Origin of the sequence: Dokdonella sp., assembly GCF_017744955.1 — a bacterium.
In the GTDB taxonomy this organism is placed as follows: Bacteria; Pseudomonadota; Gammaproteobacteria; order Xanthomonadales; family Rhodanobacteraceae; genus Dokdonella_A.
The window spans coordinates 545,800-558,139 of the sequence record NZ_JAGIAG010000002.1 but is presented as its reverse complement, the minus strand read 5'-3'; the positions used below and the strand labels follow the sequence as shown (position 1 = coordinate 558,139).

Below are 12,340 nucleotides of genomic sequence, written 5' to 3'. Positions count from 1 at the left end.
CGCGTGAAACGCAGGTGAAGGGCGCGGCCGCCGCGCGAGCCGGCGACGACGGACGCATTCCCGACGTCGCCTGCCCTGTTTCGACACTCCGTTCGGATCGTTCCTTCACCGTGTGCGATCGCGAAGGACCGCACCACTTCGCCGCGCGCCGGTCAGTCTCCATCGGGACCGCGGCTGCGCACGGCATACCAGTGCCGAACGCGCTCCGGCACGTAGTCGTCGACGTCCAGTCCGACCGAACGGAACGCATCGAGCGTGTCGAGCAGCGCGCGTTCGTACACGGCTCCCGCCTGCGCCGAGGCGACGGGCGGCGCGTTGTGCCGCTCGAATTCGAGCGCTTCCAGCATCGCCGAGGTCCACGCGAACAGGACGTCCAGCCGCGCCGTCAGCATCGAGCGCATCCATTCGTCCGGCTGCTGCCATCGCCAGCCCTGACGCGATGCCGCGTCCTTCGCGGCATCGACCGCCTCCGCCATCACGCCGCGGAACCATTCGGAACTCCCACCTGCCGTCGCCCGCACCGCCAGCGGCGCCAGGGCCTGATCGCTCGAAAAGGTTTCCAGCAATCGGCGCTCCAGCGCACGCGCCTCGCCGACCTTCTCGGTGGCGACGAGAATGCCCTGGTCGAGGCCGAAGAACTCGAAGAAGCGCGGATGCAGCGTGCGCCAGCGGTCCATCGGATCGCGCGTGAAGCCGATCTTGAGCAGCGTGTCGTCGCGGCATCCGACCACGTAGACGAACGCGCGTCCGCACGAAAGCCTGCGCGGAAACGCTGCCGGGTCGTCATGTCTCGAACTGCGGGTCACTCTTCCGGAAGGCGAAAACGCCGATGTCCGCCACAGCCGGCATTCTCGCGGACGCGCGCGCGGCGCGCACTCACGGATTGCCGCGTCCGCCGGCGGCGCCGTAGACCTGGCCGGTCACGTAGCTCGCCTCGGCCGAAGCCAGCTCCACGTAGACCGTGGCGATCTCGGCGGGCTGGCCGGGCCGGCCCAGCGGAACGTCGCGGCCGAATGTCACGAGCTTGTCCTGCGTCTGGCCGCCGCTCACCTGCAGAGGCGTCCAGTACGGCCCGGGCGCCACGGCGTTGACGCGGATGCCGCGTTCGGCCATCTGCTTGGCCAGTCCCTTGGAGAAGTTGGCGATCGCGGCTTTCGTCGAGGCGTAGTCCAGCAGATTCTCCGACGGATCGTACGCGTTCACCGATGCCGTGTTGATGATGCTGGCGCCGGCTGGCATGCGCGGAACGGCCGCCTTGGTGATCCAGAACATCGCGTAGACGTTCGTCTTGTACGTCCAGTCGAAGTCGTCGGTGCTGATGTCGAGAATCGACGCGGCGCTCTTCTGTCGGCCGGCGTTGTTGACGAGGATGTCGAGCCCGCCGAGCCGCGTCGCGGCCTCCTCGACCAGCTTCGTGCAGAAGGCTTCCGAGCGGATGTCGCCGGGCAGCAGGACCGCCTTGCGACCCGCGTCGCGGATCAGCTGCTGCACTTCGTCGGCGTCTTCCTGTTCCGCCGGCAAGTACGAAATCGCGACGTCGGCCCCTTCACGGGCGAAGGCGATCGCCACCGCGCGGCCGATGCCGGAGTCGCCTCCGGTGACCAGCGCCTTGCGTCCCGCCAGGCGTCCGCGCCCCTTGTAGCTGCGCTCACCGTGATCGGGGCGCGGCTTCATTTTTCCGCTGAGCCCCGGCCACGGCTGCGATTGACGCTCGAACGGCGGCTTGGGATAGAGCGAACGCGGGTCGGCCAGGGGCGGCGGCGCGGCGGCCGCGGCAGCGACGCGTTCGGCCGCCATTCCGGTGGCCGCCACGGCGCCGGCGGCGCCGAGGAACAGGCGTCGTTGGGTCGAATACATGTCCAGTTCGCTCGGCATCGTGAATTCCTCGTCGGCCACGGAGAGCGCTGCGCCGATCCGCGAATTCCCGATCGGCGGCGCGATGAATGACCGGCGGAGTTCTGCACCATCCATGCCACCGAAGCCGACGACTGCCGCGTCCGCGCGCGCAGGCGCCGCGCGCCGTGCGCGCCACAAATTTCCCGCTTCGCGGAAATTTATTCCTTGTGCTCGCGCACCGCCCGAATCCGCGCGGCCGCTGCGGCGAAGGCGTGCTTCCGCGCCGACGATGCCGATGCATGGATGGATCGGTTCTTGCTGCCCGACAATACGCGCGGCCCACGTGCGACATTCCGACGAGGCGAGCCATGACGACGCAAGATCCCACGCGGGAAAGCCCCTTCACCCCGAGCACCGATACGCCCTACGAAGAAGATTCGACGCAGGGCGATCGGCGGACGACGGACGTCGATCGGGACGACGCCGATTCCTGGGACGAGCCGGTCGACGTCGCCGAGGAAGTGGAATTCGAGGAGATTCCGCTGCCGGGTTCACTGCGCGAAGGCTTCGCCCAGGTCGCCGAGGCGCTCCGCGGCATCGTCCGCGCGCAGCCGCTGGCCGTGCTCGCCGCCGCCGCGGGAGCGGCCTACATCGCCGGGCGCATCGCCTCGCGCCGATAGCGCGGCAGGGCGAAGGAGGCGATATCCGCACGCGATTGCGGCGGGCGGATCTCAGCGCAAGGATCGGAGTGTGCGGGAAGCGGAGACCTTCCACACTGGCATCACCGTCCCCTACGCGAGCGATTGCCATGCAGCCTGTTCCCTCTCCTGCGTTCCGCTATCACTTCCGCGCGCCGGACAGCCCGGTCGACGGCCCGATTCGCTTCGCGGTCGGTCGAACGGCGCTGGGCGCGATCCTGGTCGGCCGCAGTCGACGCGGCGTCTGCGCGATCCTGCTCGGCGAGAATGCGCAAGCGTTGCGCGACCGGCTCGCCGTGGCGTTTCCGGAAATCGAACTGCAAGCGGATCGACGTTCGCTGCGGCGCGAACTCCGCCAAGTCGTCGCCTGCGTCGAGGGAGAGACGTCCGAAGATGCGGTGGACCTCGACATCGGCGGCACCGATTTCGAGCAGAACGTCTGGCGGGCGTTGTCCGGCATTCCGGCGGGACGCACGCGCAGCTACGGCGATGTCGCGCAGGATCTCGGCGCGCCGACGGCGGCTCGCGCCGTCGCCGGCGCCTGCGCGGCCAATCTGCTCGCGCTCGCCATTCCGTGCCATCGCGTGGTGCGCCGCGACGGCGCGATCGCTGGCTACCGCTGGGGCACCGAACGCAAACGCGCCCTGCTCGCCAGGGAAGGCGTGCGATGACGATCGACGACGCCGCCGTCGACGCGGAGACGTTCGATTGGGCGGGCATCGAGCGTTCGCTCGACGCCCGCGGAAACGCCGTGCTGCCGGGCCTGCTGAGCGCAGCGCAGTGCGCCGGGCTCGCGGCGCTGTATTCGCTGGAGCGCGGCTATCGTTCCCGCGTCGTCATGGCGCGCCACGGTTTCGGCCGTGGCGAATACAAGTATTTCGCCTATCCGTTGCCGCCGCTGCTCGACCGGCTGCGCCATGCGTTGTATCCGCATCTGGTACCGGTCGCCAATCGCTGGAACCGGCAGCTCGGCGTCGACGTGCAGTATCCGGGCGAGCTGGATGCCTTCCTGCAACGATGCCATCGCGCCGGCCAGACGCGGCCGACGCCGCTGATCCTCGAATACGGCGAAGGCGACTACAACTGCCTGCACCAGGACCTCTATGGCGAGCACGTCTTTCCGTTGCAGGTGGCGATCCTGTTGTCCGAGCCCGGCAGCGATTTCACCGGCGGCGAGTTCGTCGTGACCGAAGCGGCGGCGAGTGGCCAACGCGCCGAGGTCGTCGCACTGCGCCAGGGCGACGCCGTGGTGTTCACCGTCCACCAGCGGCCGGCAGCCGGCCGGCGCGGCGTGCGGAAAGTCGCGATGCGGCACGGCGTCAGCCGCCTTCGCGGCGGCCGGCGCCACACCATCGGACTGATCTTCCACGACGCACGCTGACGCAGACCCGGATCTTCCGAATTCGACCGCAAGCGACGGAGTGTTTCCTTCGCCGCCGCGCCGAGAATCGTCGACCTCGCCGAGCGCTCCGATGATCGCGATGCCCGCAGCCCAGACCGACGACAGCGACGACGCACGCGACCGCGTCGAGGCGTACTGCCGACTACTGGCCGCCGCCGGCGTGGCCCGATGGCGGACCGACGAGGCCGGCGGGGCCGAATTGCATCTCGAAAACGGCGAGATTTACCTGTTCGGCGAACTCGGCGTCACACGTCTGCGTTGAGCCGCCCCGAAAACGAGGATCCTCCCATGCATCTTTTCTCGACCCGTCTGCCATCTCCGCTCGGCGATATGCACCTGGTCACCGACGCGCAACGGATCGTGCGCGCGCTCGATTTCGCCGATCACGCGGCGCGTCTTCGTCGAGGCCTGCGCGAGCACTACGGCGACGTCGACACGCTCGAAGGACCTGCGCCGGCCGAGATCGCCGAAGCCCTGAGGCGCTATTTCGCGGGCGAGCTGGACGCGCTCGAGGCATTGCCCACGGCGACGGCCGGCTCCGAGCTGCAACGCCGCGTCTGGGCCGCACTGCGCCGGATCCCGGCCGGCACCACGACGAGCTACGGCACGCTGGCCAGGCAGCTCGGTTTCGACGACCCGCGCGCGGCCATCGACGTCGGCGCGGCCATCGGCGCCAATCCGATCGCCCTCCTCGTGCCGTGCCATCGCGTCATCGCCGGCAACGGCGATCTCAAGGGCTACGCCTGGGGCGTGCATCGCAAGCGCTGGCTGCTGGAACACGAGAAGGCGCTCGCGCCGCGCCCGGCGGTTGCGCGCACGGCCACGCTTCCCGGATTCTGAGTTCGATCCGAGCCCGTTGCGATCGATCGCCGGAGACGCATTTCCAGCCAGGAAATCCGCCCTCAAGAATCGGCGCGCAAGAATCGGAGTTCTTGCGCGACAACTCGGACCTATGCTGGCAGCCTGTCCGAAGAGCCCGGGATCTGCACGATGAAGACGAGTCCAGCCTACGCGACCGAGGATGCCCGCTGGGAAGCCTTGCGCGCACGCGATGCCGGCGCCGACGGGCACTTCGTCTACGCCGTGCGCACGACCGGCGTGTACTGCCGCCCGAGCGCTGCCGCACGGCTGCCCAGGCGCGAGAACGTGGAGTTCTTCGACTCGGCCGCGGCGGCAGAAGCGGCCGGCTACCGTTCCAGCCGCCGCACGCGCGGCGACCGCAGCAGCGCCGCCGGGCGCGCCGCGCTGGTCGAGCGCGCGTGCCGCCTGATCGAATCGTCGGAGACGCCGCCGCACCTCGACGAACTCGCGGCCGGCATCGGCATGAGCCCGTTCCATTTCCATCGCCTGTTCAAGGCGGAGACCGGACTGACGCCGAAGGCCTACAGCTCCGCCTATCGCGCGCGCAAACTGCGCGAGGAACTGAACGCGCCGAACGCATCGTCCATTACCGATGCCATCTACGGTGCCGGCTTCAACTCCAACAGCCGTTTCTACGAAGCGTCCGACCAGTTGCTCGGCATGCGCGCGCGCGATTACCGCGCCGGCGGCGCCGGCGCGGTGATCCGTTTCGCCGTCGGCCAGTGCTCGCTGGGCGCGATCCTGGTCGCGCAGAGCCAGCGCGGCATCTGCGCGATCCTGCTCGGCGAGGATCCCGACGCACTCGTACGCGACCTGCAGGACCAGTTCCCGAAGGCGCAACTGGTCGGCGGCGATGCCGAGTTCGAGCAACTGGTCGCGCGGGTGGTCGGCTTCGTCGAAGCGCCGTCGCTGGGCCTGAATCTGCCGCTGGACGTGCGCGGCACGGCGTTCCAGGAACGCGTCTGGCAGGCGCTGCGCGAGATTCCACCCGGCACGACCGTCAGCTACGCGCAGATCGCCGAACGCATCGGCGCGCCGAAAGCGGTGCGCGCCGTCGCGCAGGCCTGCGGCGCGAATCATCTCGCCGTGGCGATTCCCTGCCATCGCGTCGTGCGCCGCGACGGCGATCTCGCCGGCTACCGCTGGGGCGTGGAGCGCAAGCGCGCACTGCTGCGCCGCGAAGCCGAAGCCTGATCGGGACGCACGCATGACCGCCTCCATCGACCGCCTGGACTGGGCGGACATCGCCGCGCAACTGGACGCCGAAGGCTACGCGATGCTGCCCGGCCTGCTCGACGCGGAAGCGGCGCGCGATCTCGCGCGCCGCGCCGGGAACCTGCAAACCGCGCGTCGCACTTCGTTCGCTTCCGCCGATCTCGGGCGCGGCGAACGGATCCGCTTCGACGCGGAACTGCCGGCCCCGCTGGAGTCGTGGCGCCACGCGCTCTACCGGCCTCTGGCCGTCATCGCCAACCGCTGGAACGCCATCCTCGGCATCGACGATCGCTATCCCGCGGACCTCGACGACTTCGTCCGCCGCAACCGGCAGGCGGGACAAGTCCGTCCGCAATCCCACGTGAATCGCCTGGGCGAGGAAGACTACGTCGCCTTGCACCAATGCAGCGACGACGGGCCGGTGTTTCCAATGCAGGTCGTCGCGCTGCTGTCCGAGCCGGGCACGGACTTCGACGGCGGCGAGTTCGTGCTGACGGAACGGCGTCCGCGCATGCAGACGCGCCCGATGGTCCTTCCGCTCGGCCTCGGCGACGCCGCCGTCATCGCCACCGCGGCACGGCCGTTCAAAGGGAGCCGCGGCTACTATCGCGTCAATCTCAAGCATGCCATCAGCCGCGTGCGTCGCGGCGAGCGCGTCGGCGCGGAACTGACGTTCCACGACGCGCGCTGATCCGGCGGGATCGACACGGCACCTAGCGGGCGCGGCAACCCTCTCCGTACCAGAACCCCTCGACGTCCAGTTCCACATTCGGGGTCGCCGCGCTGCAGACCGGGTAACGTTCGTCGCCGCTGCGCTTGAGGGCCAGCTCGCGCAGGCGCGACTTGCGCTCATCCGCCCGTTCCTGATTCCGCTGCGCGGCGTATTCCCGCTTCTCGTCGGAACGCATCATGCAGTCGGCGAACGCGTCGGTTCCCTCCCGGTAGCCGTAGTCGGCGCAGCGCTTCTGGTCCGAGGCGCGATGCTCGGCCCTGACCTGGGCCGGATCCGTGCAGCCGGACGACGACACGCATACCGCGAGAGAAACCAACCATGCCGCGTGTTTCATGCTTGCTCTCCTGGCCGGGGGCGACGGGGATTCCGCCGGCGCATTCTAGAAGGGAATTTCTTGCAAAATTCGTGAATTCCACCGCGCAAGCCGGCGCGCGCAAGCGGCCTCGCCACGACGTCCCCGGCGTGCCGGGCGCCGGCCGGCACCTCCCTTGAGCACGCCGGTCCGACGTGACACGATCCCGCGAATGACCAGCAACCCCGCCGCCGCGCAGCGATTGCGCGATCTCGCCCGGCTGCGGCGCGTGCGCGACCGCATCGACCGCGAGTACGCGCAGCCGCTGGACGTCGAAGCGCTCGCCCGCGGCGCGCACATGTCGGCCGGGCATCTCAGCCGCGAGTTCCGGCTCGCCTACGGCGAATCGCCCTACTCCTACCTGATGACGCGGCGCATCGAGCGCGCGATGGCGCTGCTGCGCCGCGGCGACCTCAGCGTCACCGAGGTCTGCTTCGCGGTCGGCTGCGCGTCGCTCGGCACCTTCAGCACGCGCTTCGCCGAGCTGGTCGGCATGCCGCCCAGTGCCTATCGGCAGCAGGCCGCGCAGGCGACGGCGGGCATGCCCCCGTGCGTGGCGAAGCAGGTGACGCGACCGGTCAGGAATCGAGAAGCGCCGGCCGGCGAGCCGCCACTAGACTGATCGCGTGGACTTCACCACGCATCGAGACCGATCGCCATGGATCTTTCCATCCACCAGAGTTTCCTTCCGCACACCGACGCCGACGCCGCCCTCGCCTTCTATCGCGACGCGCTCGGCTTCGAAGTCCGCAACGACGTCGGCTACCAGGGCATGCGCTGGATCACCGTCGGCCCCGCCGGCCAGCCCGGCACCTCGATCGTGCTGCATCCGCCGGGCGCCGCGCCCGGCATCACCGACGAGGAGCGCCGCACCATCGCCGAGATGATGGCCAAGGGCACCTACGCGATGATCATCCTCGCCACGCACGATCTCGACGCCACCTTCGAGAAGCTGCAGGCGAGCGGCGCCGAAGTGGTGCAGGAGCCGACCGAGCAGCCGTACGGCGTGCGCGATTGCGCGTTCCGCGATCCGGCCGGCAATCACATCCGCATCAACCAGCTGCGCTGAAGCGAGCGGCGCGCACGGAGACCCGATGAGCAAGGCCAAGACGAAGGACGCGCCGGCGAGCGCGCCGCACGCCGCCGACCGCCACGACCTGATCCGCGTGGTCGGCGCGCGCGAGAACAATCTCAAGAACGTCAGCGTCGAGATCCCCAAGCGCCGGCTGACGGTGTTCACCGGCGTCTCCGGCTCGGGCAAGAGTTCGCTGGTGTTCGACACCATCGCCGCCGAATCGCAGCGGCTGATCAACGAGACCTACAGCGCCTTCGTGCAGGGTTTCATGCCGAGCACCGCACGGCCCGACGTCGACGTGCTCGACGGCCTGACCACCGCGATCATCGTCGACCAGGAGCGCCTCGGCGCCGATCCGCGCTCCACCGTCGGCACCGCCACCGACGCCAACGCGATGCTGCGCATCCTGTTCAGCCGCCTCGGCAAGCCGCACATCGGCCCGCCCAGCGCGTTCGCCTTCAACGTGCCGTCGGTGAAGGCCGCCGGCGCGATCACCATCGAGCGCGGCGCCAAGACGAAGACGGTGAAGGAAACCTTCGAGCGCACCGGCGGCATGTGTCCGCGCTGCGAGGGCCGCGGCACGGTCACCGACTTCGACCTGACGCAGCTCTACGACGAGGCCAAGTCGCTCAACGACGGCGCGCTGACCATTCCCGGCTACAGCATGGACGGCTGGTACGGGCGCATCTTCCGCGGCTGCGGCTTCTTCGATCCGGACAAGCCGATCCGGAAGTTCAGCAAGAAGGAACGGCACGACCTGCTCTACAAGGAACCGACCAGGATCAAGGTCGACGGCATCAACCTGACCTACGCCGGCCTGATCCCGACGATCCAGAAATCGTTCCTGGCCAAGGACGTCGACGCGATGCAGCCGCACGTGCGCGCCTTCGTCGGGCGCGTGGTGACGTTCAGCACCTGCCCCGACTGCGGCGGCACCCGCCTCGCCGAAGCGGCCCGCTCGTCGAAGATCGGCAAGATCAACATCGCCGACGCCTGCGCGATGGAGATTCGCGACCTCGCCGAATGGGTGCGCGGCCTCGACGAGCCGTCGGTGGCGCCGCTGCTCGCCAAGCTGCTGCACACGCTGGACTCGTTCGTGGAAATCGGCCTCGGCTATCTCTCGCTCGAGCGGCCGTCGGGCACGCTGTCGGGCGGCGAGGCGCAGCGCACCAAGATGATCCGCCATCTCGGCTCGCCGCTGACCGACGTCACCTACGTCTTCGACGAGCCGACGATCGGCCTGCATGCGCACGATATCCAGCGCATGAACGAGCTGTTGCTGCGGCTACGCGACAAGGGCAACACCGTGCTCGTCGTCGAGCACAAACCCGAGGCGATCGCGATCGCCGACCACGTCGTCGACCTGGGCCCGGGTGCCGGCGCGGGCGGCGGTGAAATCGCCTTCGAAGGCGGCGTCGAGGCCCTGCGCGCGAGCGGGACGCTCACCGGCCGTCATCTCGACGACCGCGTCGCGCTGAAGAAGACGCCGCGCAAGCCGAACGGCCAGCTGAAGATCCGCGGCGCGAACGCGCACAACCTGCGCGACGTCGACGTCGACGTTCCGCTCGGCGTGCTCGTCGTCGTCACCGGCGTGGCCGGCTCGGGCAAGAGTTCGCTGATCCACGGCTCGATCTCCGAGCGCGACGGCGTGGTGACGGTCGACCAGAGCGCGATCCGCGGTTCGCGGCGCAGCAATCCGGCGACCTACACCGGGCTGCTCGATCCGATCCGCAACGCGTTCGCGAAAGCCAACGGCGTGAAGCCGGCGCTGTTCAGCGCGAACTCCGAGGGCGCCTGCCCGACCTGCAATGGCGCCGGCGTGATCTACACCGACCTGGCGATGATGGCCGGCGTCGCCACGCTCTGCGAGGACTGCGAGGGCAAGCGCTTCCAGCCCGCGGTGCTGAAGTACGAATTCGGCGGCAAGGACATCAGCGAAGTGCTGGCGATGCCGGTCGCCGAAGCGCGCGAGTTCTTCGGCGCCGGCAAGGCGCGCACGCCGGCCGCGCACGCGATCCTCGAACGACTCGCCGACGTCGGCCTCGGCTATCTCAGCCTCGGCCAGCCGCTGACCACGCTGTCCGGCGGCGAGCGGCAGCGTCTCAAGCTGGCCACCCACCTCGGCGAGAAAGGCGGCGTCTACGTGCTCGACGAACCGACCAGCGGCCTGCATCTCGCCGACGTCGAGCGACTGCTCGGCCTGCTCGACCGGCTCGTCGACGCCGGCAAGTCGGTCATCGTCGTCGAGCATCACCAGGCGGTGATGGCGCACGCGGACTGGATCGTCGACCTCGGCCCCGGCGCCGGTCACGACGGCGGCCGGATCGTGTTCGAGGGGACGCCGGCCGAACTCGTCGCCGCGCGCTCGACGTTGACCGGCAAGCATCTCGCGGCCTACGTGGGCGCCACGGGACGGCGATGAAGCCGGCGAGGAAGAGCGCCGCGGGCTAGCTCCGCGACGGCGGCAGCAGCAACTCGGCGGAACGCGCCTGCAGCGTCGAGCGCAGCGCCGCCACGACGCGGTCGCACGCCGACGCGGCCGCCTCGACGATCGACGCGCCGCCGAGCAGACCGCCGAGCACGGCCGCACTGAACAGGTCGCCGGTGCCTTTCGGCGCGATGTCGACGCGCGCATGCGTCAACACCTCCGCCTCGTCCCTGGTCACCACGGCCACCTGCATGCTGCCTTCCGCCCAGGCGCCGGGATTGGCGCTGGTGACGATCACCCACTGCGTGCGGCCGACCAGCAGCCGGCGCGCCGCTTCGACGACGTCGTCGAAGCCGGTCAAGGCGCGTCCGCTCAGCTGCTCCAGCTCGAAGCCGTTCGGCGTCAGGCCGTCGGCCTGCGGCAGCAGATGCTCTCGGTAGGCGTCGATCAGGCCCGGCACGACGTAGATGCCGTGGTCGTGGTCGCCGATCACCGGATCGACGATGACGCGCACACCAGGCTGCGCCTCGCGCATGCGGGCGATCCATCCGCCGAGCGCGCCCGCCTGCTCCGGCGTGCCGAGATAGCCCGTCACGATCGCCCTGAGTTCGCGCAGGGCGCCGCGCGCCGACAGATCCTCGAGGTAGCCGGCGAACCAGTCGATCGGCACGGTGCCGCCGTGGATGCTCGGGTAATGCGGCGTATTGCTCAGCACCACGGTCGGCACGGCGGCGACGGCGAGGCCGAACGCCTGCAGCGTCGGCACCGCGACGTTGTTGCCGACGCGGCCGTAGACGACCTGCGACTGCACCGACACCACGTCGACGGAAAGCGGCTGCATCGCCTCGGCGACGACGTCGGTTCGCGAAAGACTCATCGAGATTCCCCTTCTCCGGCCGCCGGCCAATAGTGGCTGTCCGGCAACGCACGCGCGCCGTAGATCGCCTGCCCGACGCGGACGACGGTGGCGCCCTCCTCGACGGCGATCTCGTAGTCGCCGGACATGCCCATCGACAGTTCGTCGAGGCCGACGCCTTGCGGAGCGTCCTGGCGCAGCCGCTCGCGCAGGTCGCGCAGCAGGACGAAGCAGCGGCGCACGCGCGGCGCTTCCGCCGACAGCAGGGCGAGGGTCATCAGCCCGCGCACGCGCAACGCGGAGAACGCCGGCAGCCGGCGCAGGAACGGCGCGACTTCCTCGGGCGGGAGGCCGTACTTGCTGTCTTCGCCGGAGGTGTTGACCTGCACGAACACGTCCAGCGCGCGCCCCTCGACCTGCAGGCGCCGCTCCAGCGCCTCGGCCACGCGCAGGCTGTCCAGTGCCTGGAATTCGCTGGCGAAACGCGCGACCAGCTTGGCCTTGTTGGTCTGCAGATGGCCGATCACCGACCAGCGCAGATCGGGCAGGTCCGCCATCGCCTCCCACTTGCGATACGCCTCCTGCACCTTGTTCTCGCCGAGCTGCCGGCAACCGGCGGCGTAGGACAGGCGGATGCGCGCCTCGTCGACGGTCTTGCTCACCGGCAGCAGGCGCACCTCGCGCGGATCGCGCCCGGCCCTGACGCTGGCCTCTTCGATGCGCCGCTGCACGTCGGCGAGATTGCGGCGGAAGTCCTCCACCGTCTCGGCACGCGCCCAGCGGCCGTGGCGGTCGTGCAGGGTTCGCGTCCCCGGGGCGGAGCGCGCGTCGTCGCCGGTCATGCCGCAACCTCCGTTCGACGAGCCGCCGGCTCGTCGTGTGTT

At 69.7% G+C, this 12,340-nt stretch carries 15 protein-coding genes; 10 read left to right on the top strand and 5 right to left on the bottom strand.

Annotated features, from left to right (window positions below; translation table 11 throughout):
• Positions 1–152: 152 nt before the first annotated feature.
• Together J7520_RS07540 and J7520_RS07535 are read right to left on the bottom strand one after the other, a co-directional pair.
• Positions 153–731, bottom strand: coding sequence for a GIY-YIG nuclease family protein (locus J7520_RS07540; RefSeq protein WP_291186094.1), 579 nt, complete (start codon positions 729–731; stop codon positions 153–155).
• Positions 732–876: 145 nt separating this feature from the next.
• Positions 877–1,797, bottom strand: coding sequence for an SDR family oxidoreductase (locus J7520_RS07535; RefSeq protein WP_291186552.1), 921 nt, complete (start codon positions 1,795–1,797; stop codon positions 877–879).
• Positions 1,798–2,135: 338 nt separating this feature from the next.
• On the opposite strand from J7520_RS07535, the gene J7520_RS07530 reads away from it, so the two are divergent.
• The 7 genes from J7520_RS07530 (at position 2,136) to J7520_RS07500 (ending at position 6,703) form a co-directional block, all read left to right on the top strand.
• On the top strand, positions 2,136–2,516 hold the full coding sequence (locus tag J7520_RS07530) for a hypothetical protein (protein ID WP_291186093.1): 381 nt from the start codon (positions 2,136–2,138) through the stop codon (positions 2,514–2,516).
• Between the two features lie 128 nt (positions 2,517–2,644).
• Entirely contained in the window at positions 2,645–3,205 is a 561-nt protein-coding gene (locus J7520_RS07525) for a methylated-DNA--[protein]-cysteine S-methyltransferase (RefSeq protein WP_291186092.1), read from the top strand.
• A complete protein-coding gene (locus J7520_RS07520) occupies positions 3,202–3,915 on the top strand; it encodes a 2OG-Fe(II) oxygenase (RefSeq protein ID WP_291186091.1) in 714 nt (237 codons plus the stop codon). The genes J7520_RS07525 and J7520_RS07520 overlap by 4 nt, the downstream gene beginning before the upstream one ends.
• Positions 3,916–4,006: 91 nt before the next feature.
• Complete coding sequence (locus J7520_RS07515; protein ID WP_291186090.1) at positions 4,007–4,198, top strand: hypothetical protein; 192 nt, start codon at positions 4,007–4,009, stop codon at positions 4,196–4,198.
• A 26-nt stretch (positions 4,199–4,224) separates the two neighbouring features.
• The gene (locus tag J7520_RS07510) at positions 4,225–4,776 is read left to right on the top strand and encodes a methylated-DNA--[protein]-cysteine S-methyltransferase (protein WP_291186088.1); all 552 of its coding nucleotides are present in this window, start codon (positions 4,225–4,227) and stop codon (positions 4,774–4,776) included.
• A gap of 150 nt (positions 4,777–4,926) precedes the next feature.
• Positions 4,927–5,991, top strand: coding sequence for a bifunctional DNA-binding transcriptional regulator/O6-methylguanine-DNA methyltransferase Ada (ada, locus tag J7520_RS07505; protein WP_291186086.1), 1,065 nt, complete (start codon positions 4,927–4,929; stop codon positions 5,989–5,991).
• Between the two features lie 13 nt (positions 5,992–6,004).
• Positions 6,005–6,703 (top strand): 2OG-Fe(II) oxygenase, encoded by a 699-nt coding sequence (locus J7520_RS07500; protein ID WP_291186085.1) that lies wholly within the window; start codon positions 6,005–6,007, stop codon positions 6,701–6,703.
• Between the two features lie 22 nt (positions 6,704–6,725).
• Here the strand turns inward: J7520_RS07500 and J7520_RS07495 are convergent, their stop codons facing one another.
• Positions 6,726–7,079, bottom strand: a complete 354-nt coding sequence (locus tag J7520_RS07495) for a hypothetical protein (RefSeq protein ID WP_291186083.1) — start codon at positions 7,077–7,079, stop codon at positions 6,726–6,728.
• 190 nt (positions 7,080–7,269) lie between these two features.
• Between J7520_RS07495 and J7520_RS07490 the strand changes: the two genes are divergently transcribed.
• Genes J7520_RS07490 through J7520_RS07480 form a run of 3 tightly spaced genes read left to right on the top strand, consistent with a single transcriptional unit; the run spans position 7,270 to position 10,594 of the window.
• Entirely contained in the window at positions 7,270–7,719 is a 450-nt protein-coding gene (locus J7520_RS07490) for a helix-turn-helix transcriptional regulator (protein ID WP_291186081.1), read from the top strand.
• 36 nt (positions 7,720–7,755) lie between these two features.
• Positions 7,756–8,166 carry a VOC family protein gene (locus J7520_RS07485; protein ID WP_291186080.1) on the top strand — a complete coding sequence of 137 codons (411 nt, stop codon included), beginning with the start codon at positions 7,756–7,758 and terminating at the stop codon, positions 8,164–8,166.
• A 25-nt stretch (positions 8,167–8,191) separates the two neighbouring features.
• On the top strand, positions 8,192–10,594 hold the full coding sequence (locus J7520_RS07480) for an excinuclease ABC subunit UvrA (RefSeq protein ID WP_291186077.1): 2,403 nt from the start codon (positions 8,192–8,194) through the stop codon (positions 10,592–10,594).
• A 25-nt stretch (positions 10,595–10,619) separates the two neighbouring features.
• On the opposite strand, the gene pdxK is transcribed toward J7520_RS07480, so the two are convergent.
• Together pdxK and J7520_RS07470 are read right to left on the bottom strand one after the other, a co-directional pair.
• A complete protein-coding gene (pdxK, locus tag J7520_RS07475; protein ID WP_291186075.1) occupies positions 10,620–11,477 on the bottom strand; it encodes a pyridoxine/pyridoxal/pyridoxamine kinase in 858 nt (285 codons plus the stop codon).
• A complete protein-coding gene (locus J7520_RS07470) occupies positions 11,474–12,298 on the bottom strand; it encodes a YggS family pyridoxal phosphate-dependent enzyme (RefSeq protein ID WP_291186073.1) in 825 nt (274 codons plus the stop codon). Before J7520_RS07470 ends, pdxK begins: the two co-directional genes overlap by 4 nt.
• Positions 12,299–12,340: the final 42 nt, after the last annotated feature.